Source organism: Amycolatopsis halotolerans, from assembly GCF_042647905.1.
Classification (GTDB): domain Bacteria; phylum Actinomycetota; class Actinomycetes; order Mycobacteriales; family Pseudonocardiaceae; genus Amycolatopsis; species Amycolatopsis halotolerans.
In genome coordinates this window covers 1-20,929 of sequence record NZ_JBHRWI010000032.1, presented here as the reverse complement: position 1 = coordinate 20,929, position 20,929 = coordinate 1, and the positions used below count along the sequence as shown (strand labels likewise).

Genomic DNA, 20,929 nt, shown 5'->3' with positions numbered 1-20,929 from the left:
AGTGTGCGGCAGGCAAGTGGCTATGTTGAATGTCCACTTCTTCTACACTTGAGAAGTCCACTTCGCTGTATCGGAGGTCCGCCGTGTCCTACGCCGACACCGCCCTGCCGGTGAGTCTCGACCGCGACGCGGCCACTCCGCTGGCAGTGCAGCTGGCCGACGCGCTGCGCGAAGCCGCGGCCGGCGGACATCTCCGCGGCGGCGACCGGCTGCCGTCCACGCGCGCGCTGGCTGAACGGCTCGGTGTCTCGCGCACAGTCACTTCCGCTGCATACGAGCAGCTTCACGCGGAGGGCTGGATCGCCGGGCGGCACGGCTCCGGTACCTACGTGACGACTCCGCCGACCCGCGCCGCCGCGTCGGTCACGGTGCCTGGTTCGCTGCTCGCGGAGCCGGAACCGAGTCCGGTGCTCGACCTCACGCCAGGCGCGCCGTGGGCCGGCGGGCTCGACCGCGCGGCGTGGCGACGGGCTTGGCGGGCAGCCGCCGATCCCGAGCCGCTCACGCGCGCGCACCGCGCCGGGCTGCCGGAATATCGCGCGACCGTGTCGGAACACCTGCTGCGCCACCGCGGTCTGGCGGCGGGCTCGGTGCTGGCGACTGGCGGTACCACTGCGGCTGTCGTGGAGCTTGCCGCCGCGGTGTTGCGTCGAGGCGCGGTCGTTGCCTTCGAGGAACCGGGTTATCAGCGTGCGGTGCAAGCGTTCCGGCAGGCCGGGCTCACCGTCGTGGGGGTGCCGGTGGACGAGGAAGGCCTGCGTCCGGACGCGATTCCCGCCGGGGCGCGCGCGGTTTACTGCTCGCCCGCGCATCAGTACCCGATGGGCAGCCGGATGAGCGCGGCCCGGCGCGTGCAGCTCGTGGAACGCGCTCGCGCGGAAGGCATGCTGGTCATCGAGGACGACTACGACGGCGAGCTGCGCTTCGACGTCGCCCCGCTGCCGATGCTGGCCGCGCTCGCCCCGGACGTCGTCGTGCACCTCGGGACCACCAGCAAAATCCTCACGCCGACGCTCGGCGCGGGCTGGCTCGTCGCGCCCGCCGCCGTCGCGGATTCCGTGCTGGCGTACCGAGATCTCACCGGCACGCGTCCGTCGCCAGCGGGGCAGCGGGTGCTGGTCGAGCTGGCGCGCACCGGCGATCTGGGACGGCACCTGCGAAAGCTGCGCCGGGAAATGGCCGAACGCCGGACGGTTTTGGTGGCCGCGCTGTCGAACGCCGGGATCCCGTTCGTCGGCGACGACGCCGGTGCGCACCTGGTGGTGCCGACGGAAAGCGCCGAGGCGGAGGCGCAGTTGATCGCCGCGGCGGAAAAGCATTCGATCCGGCTCGACGGGTTGGCACGGCATTTCGCCGGAACGCCGACGATGCACGGCATCGCGCTGGGGTACGCGGGCTGCTCGCGGGAGGCGTTGATGGCCGCGGTGCCGACGCTGGTCGATCTTCTCCGCTGACCTGGAGCCGAGTCCAGGGGGCCAGCCCCACCTTCGGTCCGCCGGTCAGCTTCATGGTGCCGGATCCGCTGCTCGGCGAGGCTTTTGCCGATCAGTTCGGAGCACAGAGGAGCGCGGGATGACTCGGCGGATTCGGTGGGCGGCGGCAGCGATCGCGGCTGTGACGTTGGCGGTGTTCGCCGCACCGGCCTCGGCACAAACACAAGACACTGCGGTGTCGCACTTGCGCGAAGAACTGGCCGGTGGTCCGCCGTCGTCCTACGCGCTGGTGGCCGCGGACGGCACCGTGACGACGGGCGCGGTCGGCTCCGACGTGACGCCGCAGTCGCCGTTTCTCCTTGGCTCGCTGAGCAAATCGTTCACCGCGCTGGCCGTCATGCAGCTCGTAGAAGCGGGCAAAGTCGGTCTGGACACGCCGATCACCGCCTACCTGCCGTGGTTCCGCACCGCCGGATCGAACGACCCGATCACCGTGCGGCAGCTGCTGAACCAGACCAGCGGCCTGCCGACTGAAGCGGGCACTGTCGACCTCTACGAGCCGGAAACCACGCTGGAGCAGCGTGTCCGCGCACTCGCCGACGTCGTCCCAGTCTCCCGGCCCGGCACGGTTTTCCACTACTGCAACAAGAACTACGCGACGCTGGGCCTGATGGTCGAACAGGTCTCCGGCCAGAGCTACGCCGACTACCTCAAGGCACACGTCCTCGCCCCGCTCGGCATGACCCGCACCTTCACCACCCTCGCCGACGCCCGCCGCGAAGGCCTGATCGAGGGCTCGTCGGTGCTGTTCGGGCTGAACGTGCCGATCGAAACGCCGGATTTTCCCGGCGCCCGGCCGGACGGCTACCTGGTTTCCACCGCCGAGGACCTCAGCCACTACCTGACCTTCCAGATGACCGGTGCCTACCGCGGCGCCCGGCCGCTGTCCGCCGAAAGCCTGCGGCTGATGCACAGCGCGGCGGTCCCGACCGGCGAAGACCACGCGATCGACGGCATCGACCACTACGGATTCGGCTGGGGCACCGGCACCCTCAACGGCCAGCCGGTCGTCCAGCACGACGGCGACCTGACCCGCTACCACGCCAACCTGGGATACCTGCCGGACCGCCACGTCGGCCTGGTGGTGCTGACCTCGCGCAACCCGGTCCTGCTGGACAACGGCGCACCGTTCCACCACACCCTCGCGATGCTCGCGGGCGCACCGGCCCCGGAAATCGGCAACGGCTTCCTGCTGACCTACGGCGTCATCGACGGCGTCGCCCTCCTGGTCCTCGTCGCGATGGTTTTGGCGACCCGCCGACAGATCCGTCGCGCCCGGAAACTGCCGGAACTCTTGCGCGACAAGGGTTTCGGCCGGGTGGCGGTGCGCCCGCTGGTCGGACATCTGGTGGCGGCAGCAGCGCTGTACGCGGCGGTGTTCGTCGGTGTCGGCATACTCAGCTACGGCGGCTGGCTGCCGGTGGACGTGGCGTTCCAGACGCTGCCGGACTTCACCGTCCTGGTGCTGGCCGGGATGGCGTTCCTGGTGGTCCGCGGGGTGACGTGGTTCGCGCTGGCCTCGTCGCGTCGCCGACCAGCGGCTCGACCCTCGCGACCAGCGCGGACACCCCCGGCACGCGCTGTTGGCGATACTCACCCGGTACGGTGACCGGCTATGAGCGCTGAAAAGATCCGGGTCGCGGTCGTGTTCGGTGGCCGCAGCAGCGAGCACACCATTTCGTGCCTGTCCGCGGGCAGTGTGATCTCGAACCTGGACCCGGATCGCTTCGAGGTGCTCCCGGTCGGCGTCACGCCTAGCGGCGGCTGGGTGCTCGGCACCGGCGACCCGGAGCAGCTCAGCATCCAGGGCCGCGAGCTGCCGACGGTCGAGTCCGGCCGCGCGCTCGTGCTCGCCGGCGACCCGACCAGCCGCGAGCTGCGCACGGTCGACCCGGGCCAGGCCACCGAGGTGCTCGGCACCGTCGACGTCGTCTTCCCGGTGCTGCACGGCGCCTTCGGCGAGGACGGCACCATCCAAGGCCTGCTCGAACTCGCCGACATCCCCTACGTCGGCCCCGGCGTGCTCGCCAGCGCGGCGGCGATGGACAAGGAATACGCGAAGAAGCTGCTCGCCGCGGAAGGGCTGCCGGTCGGCACCTACGCCGCGCTGCGCCGCGGACAGTCCACTTTGGCCGAACAGGACCGCGAACGCCTTGGCCTGCCGGTGTTCGTGAAGCCCTCGCGCGCCGGTTCGTCGGTCGGCATCTCCCGCGTCACCGACTGGGCCGACCTGGACGCCGCGATCGAACTGGCCCGGCGCACCGACCCGAAGGTGCTCGTCGAGGCCGCGGTGCGCGGGCGCGAGGTCGAATGCGGCGTGCTGGAATTCCCGGACGGCCGCGTCGAGGCGTCGCTCCCGGCGGAGATCCGGGTGCTCGCCGAGGGCGAGGACGCCTGGTACGACTTCGAAACCAAGTACCTCGGCGAGGACGCCGAGCTGGACATCCCGGCCAAACTGGACGACGCGCTCACCGACCGGCTGCGCGCGATGGCCGTCGAGGCGTTCCGCGCGCTCGACTGCCAGGGCCTCGCCCGCGTCGACTTCTTCGTGACCGAGGAGGGCGACCTGGTGATCAACGAGGTCAACACGATGCCCGGCTTCACCACGAAGTCCGCCTACCCGAAGATGTGGGAGGTGACCGGGGTGGATTACCCGACGCTGCTGTCGACGCTGATCGACACCGCGCTCGCCCGGGGCACCGGCCTGCGCTGACGTCCCACCGTAAGGAACCCAGCGCGTGCAGATCGCCTCTCGCCTCGACCGGCTCCCGGTCACCCGGCGGCACCGGTACTTCGTGGCAGTGGTCGGCATCGCCACCTTCTTCGACCTCTACGACCTGTTCCTCGCCGCCACCATCAGCACCGTCCTCACCAAGGAGTTCGGCGTCACCCCGGCGACGCTGAAGTACGTCCTGGCGTCGGCGTTCGTCGGCGCGTTCGTGGGCGCGGTGTTCCTCGGCAGACTGGCCGACCGGTTCGGCCGGCGGCGCGCGTTCCTGCTCACGCTGGGCCTGTACTCGGTGTTCACGCTGCTCGGCGCGTTCAGCACCGACGTGTGGATGCTGGTGATCTGCCGGTTCATCGCCGGGATCGGCATCGGCGCGGAACTGCCGGTCGCCGACGCTTATCTCGCCGACCTGCTGCCCGCCCGCGCCCGTGGTCGCGCGACGGCGTGGGCTTACACGATCGGCTTCTGCGGTGTTCCGGCCGCCGGATTCCTCGCCCGCGCGCTCGTCGGCCACGCGCCGCTCGGCGTCGACGGCTGGCGCTGGCTGTTCGTGATCGGCGCGCTGGGTGCGGCGATCGTGTGGGCGCTGCGGTTCACGCTGCCGGAATCGCCGCGTTGGCTTGCCGCACAAGGCAGAATCGGCGAAGCGGACGAGATCGTGCGCAAGCTCGAAGCGAGCGCGCCGCAGCCGTTGCCCGAACCGGAGCCGGAACCGCCCGCGCCTGAACCGGTGCGCGCGTCGGCGTTGCTGCGTCCGCCGTGGTTCCGCCGCACGGCGATGCTGTACGTGTTCCAGCTGCTGCAGTCGTTCGGCTACTACGGTTTCGGCTCGCTGGTGCCGATTGTGCTGGCGGCCAAGGGTTTCGGCCTCGTCAGCTCGCTGTCCTTCGCGGCGCTCACCTTCCTCGGCTATCCGATCGGCTCCGCGCTGTCCATCCCGATCATCGAACGGCTGGAACGCAAGTGGCTGATCGTCGCGAGCGCGGCGGCGATGGCGGTGTTCGGGCTGGCCTTCGGCTACGCCACCTCCGGCGTGCTGATCGCGGTGTTCGGGTTCTGCTACACCGCCGTCAGCAACGTGTTCTCCAACGCCTTCCACACTTATCAGGGCGAACTGTTCCCGACGTCGCTGCGCGGAACCGCGGCCGGTTCGGCCTACGCGCTGTCCCGGCTGGCGACGGCCGCGATGCCGTTCGTGCTGCTGCCGGTCCTGCATTCGGCGGGCGCGACGACGATGTTCGCCGTGGTCGCGGGTGCGATGGTGCTGCTGATGATCGACGTCGCGGTGCTCGGGCCGCGCACCACCGGCGAATCGCTGGAGACGATCGCGGCTAGAACTTCAAGGGCTTGACCGGCAGCTTCGCCGCGACGGCGTCCGAAATGGTCTGCAGCGGACCCGTTCCCGCGCTCTTCGGCACGGTCAGCGCCAGATAGACCGGCCGGTCGACCGCGTACCAGGTGGCCGAATCGCCCTGCTCGACCTGCAGCCACTGCACCTTGTTGACCACGCGCAGCGGCGAGGTCTGGGTGAGGTCCGGCGGGCGTTCGAGGCCGCAGCGCAGCACGACCGGATCCGGCTCGCCCCACGCGACGGTGGCCTTCGGCGCGGGCTCGGCGAGCGTGCGCGGCGACAGTTCCTTGCCGTTCGAGGTGAGCGTGGCCGGGACCCCCGCGATCAGCTTCGCGCAGTCCGGCGACCCGGCCTGCGGCGCGGGAACGGAAACGAGGGCGAGGGGCTGGTTCGGGTCGGGCTGTCCGGAGGAGCTCTTCGTCAGCGCGACGACCGCGACCGCGACCGCCAAAGCGGCCACGAGCAACGACGCGGTGACGAGGACGACCTTCGGCGGAGCCCCGGTGTCGGTGTCTGCCACCGCATCAGTGGACCACGCGTCAGAGGTGGACGACCGGGCAGGTCAGCGTGCGCGTGATCCCTTCCACGTTCTGCACGCGGGCGACGACGAGCTGGCCGAGCTGGTCCACTGTGTCCGCGGCGGCGCGCACGATCACGTCGTACGGGCCGGTGACGTCCTCGGAGCTGGTCACGCCCGGGACCCCGGCGATCTCCGCAGCCACCGCGGCCGCCTTGCCGACCTCGGTCTGGATGAGGATGTATGCGTGGACCACGGCGTGCCCTTTCGTCGGTTGCGAGTGAGTCGAGGTAGGAACGGTGTAGACGGTGTAGGGAACGTAGCGCCAGCCCTGGGAAAAACCTAGGGGATCCGATAGTCGGTGGCCGATCCGACACAGGCGAGGGAAACAGGAGGTGACCGGTGTCACCGGACGAGCACTCGGTGGCCGCGACAGGCGAGTTCGGCCTGATCCGGCGGGTCACCGAAGGACGCGAGCAGCCCGCGTCGACATTGCTGGGCCCCGGCGACGACGCGGCGGTTCTCGCCGCGCCGGACGGCCGCGTGGTCGTGACGACCGACGTGCTGGTGCACGGCGTGCATTTCCGGCTCGACTGGTCGAGCCCGGAACAGGCCGGGCGCAAGGCGGTCGCGGTGAATCTGTCCGACATCGCGGCGATGGGGGCGAAACCGACGTCGGTGGTCGTCGGGCTCGCGTGCCCGGCCGACACCCCGGCGCGGGTCGTGACCGAGATCATGGACGGGATGTGGGCCGAGGCGAAGACGGCGGGCATCGGGGTGTCCGGCGGCGATCTCGTGAGCGCGGACCAGCTCGTGATCAGCGTCACCGCATTGGGCGACCTCGAAGACCGCGAACCGGTGACCCGCTCCGGCGCGCGCCCCGGAGACGTGCTCGCGGTGTGCGGACGGCTCGGCTGGGCCGCCGCCGGGCTCGCGGTGCTGCGCCGCGGATTCCGGTCGCCGGTCGGAGTGGTGAACGCGCAGCGCTGCCCGGAACCGCCGTACGCGGCCGGTCCGCAGGCCGCGCTCGCCGGGGCGACGGCGATGATGGACGTCTCCGACGGCCTGCTCGCCGATCTCGCGCACCTGGCCGCGGCTTCCGAAGTCGGGCTCGACGTGCAGACCGCGTTGCTGGAAGTGTCGACGCGGCTGAAGGAAGTCGGCAGCGCGCTGGGCGCGGACCCGCTGCAGTGGGTGCTGACCGGCGGCGAGGACCACGCGCTGGTCGCGACGTTCCCGCCGTTCGACGACCTGCCCGAGGGCTGGCGCAAGATCGGCGTGGTCACCATGCCCGGCTCCGGGGTCACGGTGGACGGCAAGGAGTTCGACCAGCAAGGCGGCTGGGAGCACTGGCAGCAGTGACCCTTCATTAGGCTGATCTCGTGGACATCCGTGTCGTCGCCTTCGACCATCCCGACGCCGCCAAGCTGATGGCCGAGGTGCAGCTGGAGTACGTGCGCCGCTACGGCTCCGAGGACGAGACCCCGATGGACCCCGCGGAGTTCGCGCCGCCGCGGGGCCTGTTTCTGGTCGGGTATCTGGACAACTCGCCGGTGGCGTCCGGCGCGTGGCGCGCGCACGACGGTCCCGCGCCGACGTTCCGGCCCGGCGACGTCGAGCTGAAACGGATGTACGTGATCGAATCCGCGCGCGGCCGCGGGTTCGCCCGCGCGATGCTCGCCGAACTGGAACGCACCGCGGTCGCCGCCGGACGCCGTCGCGTCGTGCTGGAGACGGGCACCGAGCAGCCGGAGGCGATCGCCCTCTACCGTTCGTCGGGTTACGTAGAGATCCCGGCTTTCGGTTATTACGGCGACATGCCCGAAAGCCGGTACTACGGCAAGGATCTCGCGCACGACTGACCACTCTGATTCGGAGGCGGCTTTGGCCATCTACGCGCTCGGCGACCTGGTCCCGACCATCCACCCGGACGCCTACGTCCATCCCGACGCCACGGTGATCGGCGATGTCCGGATCGGACCGCGCGCGTCGGTCTGGCCGCAGACGGTGCTGCGCGGCGACCACGGGTACATCGAGATCGGCGAACGTTCGAACGTGCAGGACGGGTGCGTCGTCCACTGCACCGCGCGGCATCCGACGATCATCGGCCCGTCGTCGGCGGTCGGGCACGCGGTGCACATCGAGGGCGCGAAGATCGGCACCGGCTGCCTGATCGCGTCGGGTTCGGTGGTGCTGAACGGAAGCGTGATCGAGGACGGCGGCATGGTCGGCGCGGGCGCGGTGCTGTCCTATGATTCGACGGTCGGCACCGGCGAGATCGCGCTGGGGGTTCCGGCGAAAACGCGGCCGAACAAGTCGTTTTCGCAAGACCAGATCGCTTCGGTGGTGGATTCCTATGTCCGGCGCGGGGCCCGGTTCCGCGCCGAGTTGCGCAGGCTGGACCCGCCACAGTGACCTCGGGCACGTGCCGCTAGGCTCGCGGGCCGTGACTGGACGACCGCTGGACGAAATCGTCGAAGCCGGCTGGGCGAAGGCCCTTGAACCAGTGGCCCCGCAGGTATCCGCGATGGGGGAATTCCTCCGCGCCGAGATCGCCGCGGGCCGCACCTACCTCCCTGCGGGCGAGCACGTGCTGCGCGCGTTCAAGCAGCCGTTCGACGACGTCCGCGTGCTGATCGTGGGCCAGGACCCGTACCCGACGCCCGGGCACGCGGTCGGGCTGAGCTTCTCGGTGGCCCCGGACGTGCGGCCGATCCCGAAGAGCCTGATCAACATCTACCAGGAGTACTGCGAGGACCTCGGCCACCCGACGCCCGCCAACGGCGACCTGACCCCGTGGGCGGAGCAGGGCGTGCTGCTGCTGAACCGGTCGCTGACCGTGCAGCCGCACAAGTCGAACTCGCATCAGGGCAAGGGCTGGGAACAGGTCACCGAGCAGGCGATCAAGGCGCTCGCCGCGCGCGGCGGACCGTTGGTGGCGATCCTGTGGGGCCGCAACGCGCGGAACCTGCGGCCGATGCTCGGCGACGTCCCGTGCATCGAATCGGCGCACCCGAGCCCGCTCTCGGCGCGCAACGGGTTCTTCGGGTCGCGTCCGTTCAGCCGGGCGAACCAGCTGCTGACCCAGCAGGGCGCGGAACCGCTCGACTGGAAACTTCCCTGACGCGGCGTGTCCAGTTCCGGCGTCCGGCGCCGACCACCAGGGTAAGGAACGACTGAAACCCTGGAGGAACGCCATGACCGCCACCGTCACGTCCGCCGACGGCACCCCGATCGCCTTCGACACCTACGGCTCGGGTTCGCCGGTGCTGCTGGTCGGCGGTGCGGTGAACGACCGGACGACCGTCGCCGGACTCGCCGCGGTGCTGGCCGACGCCGGATTCACCGCGATCGCCTACGACCGGCGAGGCCGCGGCGACAGCGGCGACGCCCCGGTCTACGCCGTCGAGCGCGAAATCGACGACCTCGAGGTGCTGATCGAGGCCGTCGGCGGGTCAGCCGCGGTGTTCGGCCACTCGTCCGGCGCGATCCTGGCCCTGGAAGCGGCGGCGCGCGGCCTGCCGATCACGAAGGTGTCGGTGTACGAACCGCCGTTCATCGGCGACGACCGCCCGCGTCCCGCCGAAGACCTGGTCGACCGGGTGAGCGCCGCCCTCGCCGACGGCGATCGGGACGGCGCGGTCGAGCTGTTCCTGGTCGAGGGCACCGGGACCCCTTCGGAGATCGTGGACTCGATGAAGGCCGCGCCGGTGTGGGGCTGGTTCGTCGGACTGGCGCACACACTGCCCTACGACCTGACCGTCTGCGGCCGCGGCAACCACCTGCCGACGGACCGGCTGGCCGCGATCACCGTCCCGGTGCTGTCGCTGTCGGGCGGCGCGGGGGAGGCGTGGATGACGTCCTCTGCCAAGGCCGTTGCGGCTGCCGTCGCGCATGGGCGGTACGAGGAGATCCCGGGGCAGGACCACGGGGTGCTGAACGCGCCGGAGTCCCTGCGGAAGGTCCTTACTGACTTCCTGAGGTGACAAAAAAAGGGGCGGATGCCGAAGCACTCGCCCCTTGCTATGCCAGTGCCGTCGCAATACCCGATTGATGTCCGCGTGACCTGATCTTCAGGTCCGTGAGGGGAACCCTGAGGGACTCAGAGTCCCTCAGGGTTCCCCTCACGGACCGCGACCCCGTCGTCAACCTGGCTCGCCTTGCCTGCGGTTGCCTCGGAAGGCGTCTGAGCGCAGAAAAGTGGCGAGTGCTCCACGAGCACTCGCCACTCTCCGAAAGCTGCTGAACTCAGCCGCGCACGACCTTGCCGGCCTTGATGCACGAGGTGCAGGCGTTCAGGCGCTTGCGCTGGGACACGCCGACCTTCGCGTGCACAACCTGGATGTTCGGGTTCCACCGGCGGTTGGTACGCCGGTGGGAGTGCGAGACCGACTTGCCGAAGCCGGGTCCCTTGCCACAGACGTCGCACACGGCAGCCACGTCGAACTCCTCTGGATATGGGACAAAGAATGCGCGCCTGAACTTGCCAGGCAACTCGACCATAGTAACGAGTGGTCTCGGGGCCCTTGCCGCGGGGTCGTTACCCTCGCGGGGACCGGCTAGGAGGTTACGGGGTGCGGGTGCTGGACGCGGCGGCGGTGTCGGGCTGGGCGGCGGCTTCTGTGCGCAGTTTGGACAGGCTGCGCACGGCCATCGACGGAATCAACGTCTACCCGGTCGCGGACTCCGATACCGGCTCCAACCTGCTGTACACGATGACCGGCGCGCACGAGGCGCTCACCAGCGCGGAACCGGCCGACGCCGCCGAAGCGCTGGCTGTCCTGGCGCGCGGAGCCGTCGCGCACGCGCGGGGCAACTCGGGCGTGATCCTGTCGCAGGTCGTGCGGGGGATGGCCGACTGGGCCGCGAACGGCGAGGGCCTCGACGGTGCCGGTCTCGCCGCCGCGTTCGGGCACGCGGACCAGGTCGCCACGGGCGCGGTCAGCAGGCCGGTCGCCGGGACGATGCTGACTGTCCTGCACGCCGTGGCCGCCTCTGTCCGCGGGACGACGCGGACGTTGTCCGAGGTCGCGCGCGAGGTCGTCGCCGTGGCCGCGGCGGCGCTGGAGGAGACGCCCAAGCAGCTGCCCGCGCTGGCCAAGGCCGGAGTCGTCGACGCCGGGGGGCGCGGCCTGGTCGCGGTCCTCGACGCGCTGGCCGGCGTGATCACCGGCGAAACCGAGGAACCCGGGCACGACCTGCGGGCCGTCGCTTCGCTGCCCGAGCAGGTGCCGTACGCGTGGGAGGTCATGTACTTGCTGGACGAGGTCGACGAGGCCCGGCTGCCGGCGTTGCGGAAGGAACTGAGCGGGTTCGGCGACAGCGTCACTGTGGCGGGCGACGGGTCGGGCAGCCACGCCGTGCACGTCCATTGCGCGGACATCGGCGCGGCCATCGAGGCCGGGCTGCAGCTGGGCAGGCCGCGGCGGATCCGGGTCGAACCGCTGCTCACGCCGACGCCGATAGAACCTGGTGGCGGGATCGACCGGTCGGTGGTCGCGGTGGTGCGCGGCGGCGGGCTCGCCGAACTGCTGCGGGCGGAGGGCCTCGCCGTGCTGGCGGTGCCGGACGGCGAACTGCCCAGCGTCGAGGACATGATCGGGCTGTTCAACGAGGCGGCCGGGCAGCACCTGAGCGTGCTGCCGGGCGGGCCGGACCTCACCGCGGCAGCCGACACCGCGGCCGGACATCCGATGGCGGGCGAGCGCGACGTCGTGGTGATCCCGTGCTCGTCGCCGGTGCAGGTGCTGGCCGCGCTCGCGGTGCACGACGGCGAGCGCCGGGTCAACGACGACGTCGTCGCGATGGCCGAGGCGGCGGGCGCGACCAGGCGTGGCGAGCTGCGGATCGCCCGCGAAGAGTCGCTAACCTGGGTGGGCCGGGCCCAGTCCGGCGACGTGATCGGTCTGGTCGACGACGAGGTGGTGCTGATCGAACCCGCCCCGGCGTCGGCGACGAATCTCGTCGCGGCCGCGGTCAGCGTGCTCAACCGGATGCTGGCGCTCGGCGGCGAGCTGGTCACCGTCCTGAGCGGGGCGGACGCTCCGCCGAGGGTGGCCGCGGAGCTCGCCGAGCAACTGCGGCTGGAGCACCCTGAGGTGGAGTTGACGAGTTACGCCGGCGGTCAAAGCGACGCTGTGCTGCTGATGGGGGTCGAATAATCATGGCCGGGCTTCGCGACAAGCTCCCGCTGCTGCTGGGCGCGAAAACGGCGAAAGCGCTCTCGAGTTCGCTCGACATCGAGACGGTTTCCGATCTGCTGCGCCACTATCCGCGCCGCTACGCCGAACGCGGCGAGCTGACCGACATCGCCGGGCTGGAGCTCGGCGAGCACGCGACCGTGCTGGCGCGGATCGAGAAGATCAGCAAGCGCCGGATGAAATCCCGCAACGGCACCATCCTCGACATGGTGATCACCGACGGCAAGCGACGGCTCGCGTGCGCGTTCTTCAACCAGGCGTGGCGCGAGAAGGACCTGGCCCCCGGCAAGACCGGGCTGTTCGCGGGCAAGGTCACCGCGTTCCGGGACACGCTGCAGCTGGCCAACCCGGAGTACGAACTGCTCGACGCCGAACGCGAGGCCGAGGCGGTCGACAACTTCCTCGCCGAGATCATCCCGGTCTACCCGGCGGCGCAAGGCATGCCGACCTGGTCGATCGCCAAATGCGTGCGGCAGGTGCTGGACGTGCTGGAGGTCGGCGACGACCCGATGCCCGACGAACTGCTCAAGCGGCACGGGCTGCCCGGCCTCGAGCGGGCGTTGCGCGGCATCCACCGGCCGGAGGACTGGGCGCACCTGGAGTCGTCGCGGCACCGGCTCAAGTGGGACGAAGCGATGGCCGTGCAGCTGATTTTCGCGCAGCGGCGGCATTCCGCGGTGTCGCGTCCGGCGAAGGCGAGCCCGCACCTCGACGGCGGCCTGCTCGACGCGTTCGACAAGCGGCTGCCCTTCGACCTGACCGCGGGCCAGCGTGCGATCGGTGACGAGATCGCCGCCGACATGTCGTCCGAGCACCCGATGAACCGGTTGCTGCAGGGCGAAGTCGGTTCCGGCAAGACGGTGGTCGCGCTGCGGGCGATGCTGCAGGCCGTCGACTCCGGACGGCAGGCGGCGATGCTCGCGCCGACCGAGGTTTTGGCCGCACAGCACGCCCGCTCGCTGCGCGAAATGCTCGGTGACATCGGGATGGCGGGCGAGCTTGGCGCGGCGGAGAACGCCACCCGGATCACGCTGCTCACCGGGTCGATGGGCGCGAAGGAACGCAAGAAAGCGTTGCTGGAGACGGTAAGCGGCGAGGCGGGCATCGTCGTCGGCACGCACGCGCTGATCCAGGACACCGTGCAGTTCGCCGACCTCGGGCTCGTGGTCGTGGACGAACAGCACCGGTTCGGCGTGGAGCAGCGGGACGCGCTGCGCTCGCGCGGTGCCGATTCGACGAGCCCGCACGTGCTGGTCATGACGGCGACGCCGATCCCGCGCACGGTCGCCATGACGGTCTACGGCGACCTGGAAATCTCGGCGCTGCGCGAAATGCCGGTCGGCCGCTCGCCGATCAAGACGACGGTCGTGCCGGTCGCGGAGAAGCCCGCCTGGTTCGACCGGGTGTGGCAGCGGGTCAGCGAGGAAGTCGGCAAGGGACACCAGGCGTACGTCGTGTGCCCGCGGATCGGCGACGAGCCGCCGTCGGACAAGAGCGACAAACGGCCGCCGCTCGCGGTGCTGGACGTCGCGCCGGATCTCGCCAACGGTGCGTTGAAGGGCTTGAAGATCGCCGCCCTGCACGGCCGGATGCCGACCGACGAGAAGGACGCCGTCATGCAGGCGTTCGGCGCGGGGAAGGTCGAGGTCCTGGTCGCGACGACCGTGGTCGAGGTCGGCGTGAACGTCCCCAACGCGACGGCGATGGTCATCCTCGACGCCGACCGCTTCGGCGTGAGCCAGCTGCACCAGCTGCGCGGCCGCGTCGGGCGGGGGAGCGTGCCCGGATTGTGCTTGCTGGTCACGGAAACCCTGGACGGGACTTCCACCCGCGAACGGCTGGCGGCCGTCGAGTCCACCACGGACGGTTTCGAACTGTCCCGGTTGGACTTGGAACTGCGCCGCGAGGGCGACATCCTCGGTGCGGCGCAGTCGGGCAAGCGGTCTGGGCTGAAGCTGTTGTCGTTGCTGCGCGACGAGGACGTGATCACCGAGGCGCGGGAGCAGGCCCAGGAGATCGTGACGGGCGATCCGGAGCTGGCCTCGCTGCCGGGGCTGGCGCAGATGGTGGCCGACGTGGTCGATCTGGAGCGGGCGGAGTACCTGGAGAAGAGCTGACCCGGTTCGCGGCGGTGGGGCCGGGAGTTCCGGCCCCACCGCTCCCGCTTCGCTTGGTCAGCCGGGGCCGTAGAGGTCGTCGTCCGAGTCGTAGTCGTGCTTTCGCTTGCTGGACCTGCCGCTGTAGGTGCCGCTGCCGCCATAGGTGCCGCTGTAGCTGCCCGAGTGACTGCTGCTGCCGTGCGCGCCGCCGGAGTGACTGCTGGTGCTGGGTCCGTAGACGTATTGGGTGCCGTTGCGGCCGCTGCTGTAGCTGCTGCTCGGGTAGTGGCTGCTGTAGCTGGTGCTCGGGTAGTGGCTGCTGCTGCTGGGGTAATAGCTGCTGCTAGGGCGACTGCTGCTGTAGCCGCCGCTCGGATAGTAGCTACTGCTGCTGTGGCGACTGCTGCTGCCGCTGGGATAGGGATAACCGCTGCTGTAGTGGCTGCTGCTGGACGGGTGGACGGTCTGGATGTACGGAGCCGAACTCGACGACGACCCCGCGTGCCCGCTGCTGGAGCTGTAGTGCCCGCTCCCGCCGGAGTATCCGCCGCCGCTGTATCCGCCGCTCGAGCTGCTCGGCTTGATCTCCTTCCGCCAGTCCGCGACTGGGTTGCCGCGGTAGCTGGAGCTGCTCTCGTCCCACCACTGCCGGTTGCCGCCGTTGGAGGGGGTCGCGTCCCGGTATCGCGGCTCCTTGCCGCCGCTGGCGTTCGAATCGCCGCGCTTTTCGAGCCAGCCGAAGGCGTTGGGGTCGGAGTTGTGCGCCTTGTTGTCCGGATAGGTGCTCTTGTAGCCCTCTTTGTTCCAGTGCGAGCTTGCCGAGGGATTGTGCCCCATGACGAGGTTGCTGTGGCCCTTGACGATCCCGGTCGGGTTGCCCTGGTAGTCCTTGGTGTAGTAGCTCCGGTTCGGGTCCATGTACCACTTGGTGTCCTCGCCCCGCTTCTTGAAGGACGGCGGCGGGGACACCGCGTTGCGCTCGAAGATCGGCCGCATCGCCTTGCTGCTGTGGGACAGGTTGGTGTATCCGTAGGCGCCTCGCCGGTCCTTCTTGCCGGATTTCTTGTGCTCCACGTAAACGCTCCCGCCCGGGGACTGCTTGCGCGAGCGGCCGGCGGGGTCCGGGGTGAGGCTCGGCCCGCGGTCGTACGGGTCGGGGCTGGGGCTGCGCGAGCAGCTGCCGCCGGCGAGGCCGAGCGGGTCGACCAGGACGTGCGGGTTGCTGACGTAGGCGTGCGGGTCCGGTCCGCCGGCCAGCCCGATCGGGTCCGGGCTGACGTAGCGGGCGAGCGCCGGGTCGTAGTAGCGGTGCAGGTTGTAGTGCAGGCCGGTCTCCGCGTCGAAGTACTGGCCTTGAAAGCGCAGCGGGATGCCGGTTTCCCCGGCCGCGTCGACCACCAGGCCGAACAGGCTGGTGCGGGCGTGCCAGACGATCTCGCCCTGGTCGTCGAGCAGTTCGGTCGGCGTTCCGGAGGGTTCGGCGACGATGGCGAAGAACTGCGCGTCGATCTTGTCCTGCGAGTCTTTCGAGACCGGGCGGCGGCGCTGCAGCAGCGGCCGGAAGCTGTCGAGTTCGTAGTCCCACACGGTCGTTTCGGAAGCGCCGTCGACGGAACGGGTTTCCTCGACCAGAGTGTCGCCGTCCCAGACGAAGTCGACGCGTTCGAGCGAGGTGTTCCCGTCGGCGGCGAAGTGCTCCTTGCGGATCCGGCGGCCGATCGGGTCGTAGGCGTAGCGCCACGAGGTGCCGTTCGGGACCTCGACCGCGACCAGCCGCTCGAGCGGACCCCAGGTGTACTCCCAGGTCCGCCCGTCCTCGTGCTGGCGGGTGCGCATCCGGCCGGCGTCGTCGTAGGTGTAGCGGACGCCGCCCGCCTCGGTGATCACCGAAGCCGGGCCCGCGCGCCTGCCGAGCCGGTCCTCCTCTTCCGGCGCGGGCCAGGCGGCGTCGACGAGCCGCCCGGTCGCGTCGTAGGCGTACTGCTCGCTCCAGCCCTCCGCGCGGACCGAGGTGACCCGGCCGCGGACGTCGAGGGTGAACCAGCGCGAGCCGGACGTCTGGTCGTCGATCCGGGCGGGCAGCCCGTCGGGGCGGTAGTGGTAGCGCCGGTCGCGGCCCAGTTCGCCGGACGCGGCCTGCACGGCCTGCCCGGAGAGCTGCCCGGCGGGGTCCCAGGCGCGCAGGATCGCCGCGCCCTTGCCGAATGTGCGCCGGACCTCGCGGCCCGCCGGGTCGTACTCGAAGCGCGTGGTCCGGCCCGAGGCGTGCATCGCGGCGAGTTCGCCGGCTTCGCTGTACTCCCACACGCTTTCCGCCCCGGACGGCGTCCGCCGCCGGACCAGATTGCCCGCGTTGTCGTACTCGGAACGGAGAGTGCGCCCGTTGACCGTCTCGGCGATCACGCGACCGGCCGCGTCCCGCGTGTACTCGACGCGGGTGGTCCCGTCGTCGACCGCGGCGAGCTGGCCGAGGACGTCGTGCTCGAACCGGGTGCGCACGGTCCCGGACGGCCCTTCGACGACCTCCTCCACGAGGTTGCCGCGCAGGTCGCGGCTCATGGTCACGACGTCGCCGGACTGGCTGCGGATCTCGGTGAGCTCGCCCGCCGCGTTGTAGCGGTAGGTCGAGGCCGCGCCGCCGAAATCGGTTTCGCGGACGAGGTTTCCGGCCGGGTCGTACTCGTAGCGCCAGACCTGGCCGTGCTCGTTGGTGACGCCGGTCAGCCGCAGTTCGGTGTCGTAGGAGTATTCGAGCCGGGTGCCGTCGGGCCGGATCTCGGCCGAGATCAGGTCGAAGTGCGTCACTTCCTGCTGGGTGATCGCGGAGGACGCGTCGGCGTGCAGGCGGTTGTTGCCCTCGCCGTCGTAATGCCATTCGTCCGTCGACCCGTCCGCGCGGCGGTGCCAGGCGAGCGAACCGTTGACGGTGTAACCGAATTCCTCGACCGCGCCGGTCGGGTCGACGGTCGAGGAGAGCCTGCCGAAACAGTCGTAGCGGTACGCAGTCGTCGCGCCGTGCGGGTCGGTCACCGTGATCGGGTTGCCCGCGTCGTCGGACACCACGGTCAGCTTCACGCCCGCCGGATCGGTGACCGACGCGAGGTGGCCCCACTCGTCGTAGGTGTAGACGGTGGCGCCGCCGCCGGGTTCGACGAACCGGGTCACGTTGCCGCGTTCGTCGTATTCCCAACGGGTTTCGACTCCCGGAGCTTCGACCAGGTGCACCGGCTTGCCGAACTCGTCGCGTTCGACGGACCATTCCGTGCCGTCGGGCCGGTGCATGCCGATCAGGTTGTTCAGCCCGTCGTAGCGGTAGCGCTGCGTCCGGCCGAGTTCGTCGGTCTCGCTGAGCAGCCGGTCGCGGGAGTCCCATTCGTAGCTGCGCGAGGCGCCGAGCGCGTTGACCTCACGGAGGAGCTGACCGGATTCGTTGAGGTGGAAGGCGGTGCGGTGGCCGAGCGAATCGACGACGTGGGTGACCAGGTTGACCAGGTCGTACTCCATCGTAACGGTGAGGCAGTCGCCCGAGCCCTCGGTGCGCACGACCCGGCCGGTCTCGTCGTAGTGGAAGCGGTACCACTCGCCGTTGCGGTCGGACCACGCCTCGATCCGGCCCGCGCGGTCGTAGACGTACCGGAACGGGAGCCCGGATTCGTTGGTGACCTCGGTGAGGTTGCCGTTGACGTAGCCGTAGCGGACCAGTTGCACCTCGGTGCCGTCGCCGGTGACCGTCGACAGCCCGGTGACGAGCCCGTCCTCGGTGGCGATGTTGATCCGGTAGCCGCCGCTGTGCCGGATCGCGACCGGCGTGCCGCGCGGGTCGCGCTCGAAGTAGATGTGCTCGTCGTTGCGGTCGGCGATCGAGCGGATCGGCCGGATCTGCTGGCTGCCGCGCTCGAAGGTGAGGATCCGCTGCCGCTCCCGGTCTTCGAGGACGAACCCGCCGCCGGGCTCCTGGGCGAGAAACCGCGCGGGCCCGTGCTCGGCGGCCACCCATTCTTCGCCGTGCGGACGCGGGAAGACCTGGACGATGCCGTCGGAGGCGGCGAACCACACCTGGTCGTCGTACACCTCGACGCGTTCGTCCAAAGTGGACACCCAGGCTCCGCCGAGCCAGCCGCCCGCGCGGAACGCGGAGAAGTGCGCGCGCTCGAAGACCATCGGCAGCGCGCTGCGGAACGCCGCGTCGGTCTCGGTCATCACCATCTGCCCGCTCGCGACGTCGATCGGGTCGCCGGTGGTGCAGATATTGTCGATGGAGCGCGAGTTCTCGCCCTGTTTGTCCAGCGACCGGGCCCCGCCCTGCCCGCCGCGGGCCCCCGCCGCCGACGTGTGCCCGTCCGTCCCGCCCGGCCCGCCGTGGGGGGTGCCTTCCTGGTCCAGGCCCCGCTCGTTCTGGTGAGGTCCGCCGCCGTGCTCTCCGGACGGGTGCGTGGTCCCGCTGTGGTCGCCGGACGCTGTGGTGCTCTCGTCTTTGGAGACGGACCTGGACTTGGTGTTGATGTCCTTGGGCTTCGGTGCCGGGGCGCTCTTGCCGCTCTTGAGCCCCTTCAGCGCCTTCCCGGCGTCCTCGAACAGCGTCCCGGCCTTCTTCAGCAGCGGGATCAGCGATTTGAGCGCCTTGACCAGCTTCGAGGTCACCTTGGCGATGGTCGAGGTGGTCTTCGCGACGGCCGTGACGACCTGCGGGACCACCCACGCCATCCCGATCCCGATCCCGAGCGTGAACACCACCTGCAACGCCCACGAGATCAGGTGCCCGACCAGATCCGCGATCGTGTCCCGCACCAGCGACCGGACCGCCGCCACGATCTCGCCCGCGGTCTTGACGCCGCTCGCCGCGCCCTCGCTGCCCTTCTGCGCACTGCCGATCAGCGCGGAGGTGTCTTCGGCCTTCTTGCGGTAGGTGTCGGCCGCTTCGCCTTGCCAGTCCTGGAGATCCTTCTTGACCAGCTGGGTCAGTTCAGTCGAAACGCTCTCGAGCTCTTTGGCGACATTTGTCCAGGTCTCCGCCTGCGAGTGGATCTCGTCCGCCTTGCCGGTGAGCGCGTCGAGCGCCTCCTTGAGCGGCCCGACATGCTCCATCAACCACCCGACGCCCGCGGCGAAAATCGCGCCGAACGGATCCATCACCGCGGTGAGCACGTCGAGCGCGGTCCCCACCGCCCCGATCGCGACGGCCGCCCAGTTCTTGCTCTCGATCGCGGTCTTGAGGCCGGTCGCGTCCTCCAGCAGAGGAATCCCGGACATCGCGGTCGTGGAGTCCTTCACCGGCGCGATCAACGGGTTGGTCATCGGTTTGTCCCATTTCCTGGTACGCGCGGGCATGACGAAGAGCGGAGCCTGATCCGCCAATCTGCCGAGGCTATCGGCTGGCCGCCCAGGGGGCCGCCGGGGCGCGGCGGTGATGCCTGAAGTCCCGGAACCCTTGCCCGAACACACTCGCCCGCTCCGGGTCGCCTTTCGACGCCTTTGCCCGTCTCCGCGCCGTCGACTGTCCTTTGTGGCCACTTCGGTAAACCGCATGCGCCCTCGCGGGCTGGTGTGCTGAACTGCCAGCGGTTGATTCGTCGCCGAACCGCTGGAGGAATGGTGCCCGAACTCGCGATCCGCCCCGCGACCCCGGAGGACGCGCCCGGCATAGCGGCGGTCCACGTAGGCTCCTGGCAAGCGGCCTACGCGGGCTTGCTCCCGGACGAGTTCCTGTCCGGCCTGTCGATCGAGACACGGGAACAGTTCTGGGCTTCGAACCTGGCAGACACCTCCCGCCGACACACCGTCCTGGCAGCAAGCACCGCTGAGTCGATCACCGGTTTCGCGGTGTTCGGCCCCAGTCGCGACGGCGACGCCACCCCGCAGACCGGCGAATTGTCGTCGATCTACCTCCTGCCGTCAGAATGGGGCCAGGGGATGGGGCGGGCGCTGCACGAGGAGTGCGTACGAGCCCTGTCGACCCAGTTCGAGACGGCGACGCTGTGGGTGCTGTCGACGAACACCCGGGCGCGGACGTTCTATGAGCGAGCCGGGTGGGTCATGGACGGAAAGACCAAGGTAGAGACGATGTCCGAGGGGGCGGTGACCTTGGAGGAGGTCCGGTACCGGTTGTTGTTGGGGGATTAGGCCGCGTTGCCGCCATGCCGCCATGCCGCGTTGCCGCCAACGCGCTCGTGTATCCGCAGGTCGCCACTGAGCGGCGACTGCCTGCTCAACCTAGGCCCGGCCGGGCATTCGCCGTTTCGCGGTGAGTGGCGAGCTGGCTTGGCTCGGCTGTCGTCGTTTGGCGGGGAGTGGCGAGCTGGCTTGTCTGCGGGCTTTGCTCCGCTGTCGTCGTTTGGCGGTGAGTGCCGAGCTGGCTTGTCTGCGGGCTTTGCTCCGCTGTCGTCGTTTGGCGGTGAGTGGCGAGCTGGCTTGTCTGCTGGCTTGGCTCGGCTGTCGTCGTTTGGCGGTGAGTGGCGAGCTGGCTTGTCTGCTGGCTGAGCTCCGCTGGACCCTGTCATGATTTCCGTGTAAGCCACGGATGGTTTCTTCTTTTATTCTAGTG

Annotated in this window: 16 protein-coding genes; 12 read left to right on the top strand and 4 right to left on the bottom strand. The window is 70.0% G+C overall.

Annotated features, from left to right (window positions below; all coding sequences use genetic code 11):
- Window positions 1-83: 83 nt before the first annotated feature.
- The 4 genes from pdxR (at window position 84) to ACFORO_RS27880 (ending at window position 5,572) form a co-directional block, all read left to right on the top strand.
- Window positions 84-1,454, top strand: coding sequence for a MocR-like pyridoxine biosynthesis transcription factor PdxR (gene pdxR, locus ACFORO_RS27895; RefSeq protein ID WP_354739306.1), 1,371 nt, complete (start codon window positions 84-86; stop codon window positions 1,452-1,454).
- Window positions 1,455-1,572: 118 nt separating this feature from the next.
- Window positions 1,573-3,102 carry a serine hydrolase domain-containing protein gene (locus ACFORO_RS27890; protein WP_377873723.1) on the top strand — a complete coding sequence of 510 codons (1,530 nt, stop codon included), beginning with the start codon at window positions 1,573-1,575 and terminating at the stop codon, window positions 3,100-3,102.
- A 6-nt stretch (window positions 3,103-3,108) separates the two neighbouring features.
- Window positions 3,109-4,206 (top strand): D-alanine--D-alanine ligase family protein, encoded by a 1,098-nt coding sequence (locus ACFORO_RS27885; protein ID WP_377873724.1) that lies wholly within the window; start codon window positions 3,109-3,111, stop codon window positions 4,204-4,206.
- Between the two features lie 25 nt (window positions 4,207-4,231).
- Window positions 4,232-5,572 carry an MFS transporter gene (locus tag ACFORO_RS27880; protein WP_377873725.1) on the top strand — a complete coding sequence of 447 codons (1,341 nt, stop codon included), beginning with the start codon at window positions 4,232-4,234 and terminating at the stop codon, window positions 5,570-5,572.
- Here ACFORO_RS27880 and ACFORO_RS27875 read toward each other — a convergent pair.
- Both ACFORO_RS27875 and ACFORO_RS27870 read right to left on the bottom strand, forming a co-directional pair.
- Window positions 5,553-6,092, bottom strand: coding sequence for a DUF3515 domain-containing protein (locus ACFORO_RS27875; RefSeq protein WP_344285715.1), 540 nt, complete (start codon window positions 6,090-6,092; stop codon window positions 5,553-5,555). The two genes, ACFORO_RS27880 and ACFORO_RS27875, sit on opposite strands and share 20 nt — an antisense overlap.
- Window positions 6,093-6,111: 19 nt before the next feature.
- Window positions 6,112-6,345 (bottom strand): Lrp/AsnC ligand binding domain-containing protein, encoded by a 234-nt coding sequence (locus ACFORO_RS27870; protein WP_009074118.1) that lies wholly within the window; start codon window positions 6,343-6,345, stop codon window positions 6,112-6,114.
- Window positions 6,346-6,491: 146 nt separating this feature from the next.
- Between ACFORO_RS27870 and ACFORO_RS27865 the strand changes: the two genes are divergently transcribed.
- From ACFORO_RS27865 to ACFORO_RS27845, 5 genes are all read left to right on the top strand, one after another.
- The gene (locus tag ACFORO_RS27865) at window positions 6,492-7,451 is read left to right on the top strand and encodes a thiamine-phosphate kinase (protein ID WP_354739316.1); all 960 of its coding nucleotides are present in this window, start codon (window positions 6,492-6,494) and stop codon (window positions 7,449-7,451) included.
- A gap of 20 nt (window positions 7,452-7,471) precedes the next feature.
- Window positions 7,472-7,951: a GNAT family N-acetyltransferase gene (locus ACFORO_RS27860; RefSeq protein WP_377873726.1), complete on the top strand. Its 480-nt coding sequence runs from the start codon at window positions 7,472-7,474 to the stop codon at window positions 7,949-7,951.
- Between the two features lie 22 nt (window positions 7,952-7,973).
- Entirely contained in the window at window positions 7,974-8,504 is a 531-nt protein-coding gene (locus ACFORO_RS27855; RefSeq protein WP_354739320.1) for a gamma carbonic anhydrase family protein, read from the top strand.
- Between the two features lie 31 nt (window positions 8,505-8,535).
- The gene (locus ACFORO_RS27850; protein ID WP_354739322.1) at window positions 8,536-9,213 is read left to right on the top strand and encodes a uracil-DNA glycosylase; all 678 of its coding nucleotides are present in this window, start codon (window positions 8,536-8,538) and stop codon (window positions 9,211-9,213) included.
- A gap of 73 nt (window positions 9,214-9,286) precedes the next feature.
- Window positions 9,287-10,075: an alpha/beta fold hydrolase gene (locus tag ACFORO_RS27845; RefSeq protein WP_377873727.1), complete on the top strand. Its 789-nt coding sequence runs from the start codon at window positions 9,287-9,289 to the stop codon at window positions 10,073-10,075.
- Between the two features lie 262 nt (window positions 10,076-10,337).
- On the opposite strand, the gene rpmB is transcribed toward ACFORO_RS27845, so the two are convergent.
- Window positions 10,338-10,529 carry a 50S ribosomal protein L28 gene (gene rpmB, locus ACFORO_RS27840; RefSeq protein ID WP_009074135.1) on the bottom strand — a complete coding sequence of 64 codons (192 nt, stop codon included), beginning with the start codon at window positions 10,527-10,529 and terminating at the stop codon, window positions 10,338-10,340.
- A gap of 134 nt (window positions 10,530-10,663) precedes the next feature.
- Here rpmB and ACFORO_RS27835 point away from each other — a divergent pair, with 134 nt between their 5' ends.
- Window positions 10,664-12,250, top strand: coding sequence for a DAK2 domain-containing protein (locus ACFORO_RS27835; RefSeq protein ID WP_377873728.1), 1,587 nt, complete (start codon window positions 10,664-10,666; stop codon window positions 12,248-12,250).
- A 2-nt stretch (window positions 12,251-12,252) separates the two neighbouring features.
- Window positions 12,253-14,406 carry an ATP-dependent DNA helicase RecG gene (gene recG / locus ACFORO_RS27830; RefSeq protein ID WP_377873729.1) on the top strand — a complete coding sequence of 718 codons (2,154 nt, stop codon included), beginning with the start codon at window positions 12,253-12,255 and terminating at the stop codon, window positions 14,404-14,406.
- Window positions 14,407-14,463: 57 nt separating this feature from the next.
- Here recG and ACFORO_RS27825 read toward each other — a convergent pair whose 3' ends face one another.
- The gene (locus tag ACFORO_RS27825) at window positions 14,464-19,683 is read right to left on the bottom strand and encodes an RHS repeat-associated core domain-containing protein (RefSeq protein ID WP_377873730.1); all 5,220 of its coding nucleotides are present in this window, start codon (window positions 19,681-19,683) and stop codon (window positions 14,464-14,466) included.
- 297 nt (window positions 19,684-19,980) lie between these two features.
- Here ACFORO_RS27825 and ACFORO_RS27820 point away from each other — a divergent pair, with 297 nt between their 5' ends.
- On the top strand, window positions 19,981-20,508 hold the full coding sequence (locus ACFORO_RS27820) for a GNAT family N-acetyltransferase (protein ID WP_377896655.1): 528 nt from the start codon (window positions 19,981-19,983) through the stop codon (window positions 20,506-20,508).
- The last annotated feature ends 421 nt before the right edge of the window (window positions 20,509-20,929 follow it).

Coding starts and splice junctions, on each gene's coding strand:
- ACFORO_RS27825 (WP_377873730.1), bottom strand. CDS start 19,683: ATGACCAACCCGTTGATCGCGCCGGTGAAGGACTCCACGACCGCGATG.
- ACFORO_RS27890 (WP_377873723.1), top strand. CDS start 1,573: ATGACTCGGCGGATTCGGTGGGCGGCGGCAGCGATCGCGGCTGTGACG.
- ACFORO_RS27845 (WP_377873727.1), top strand. CDS start 9,287: ATGACCGCCACCGTCACGTCCGCCGACGGCACCCCGATCGCCTTCGAC.
- recG (WP_377873729.1), top strand. CDS start 12,253: ATGGCCGGGCTTCGCGACAAGCTCCCGCTGCTGCTGGGCGCGAAAACG.
- ACFORO_RS27885 (WP_377873724.1), top strand. CDS start 3,109: ATGAGCGCTGAAAAGATCCGGGTCGCGGTCGTGTTCGGTGGCCGCAGC.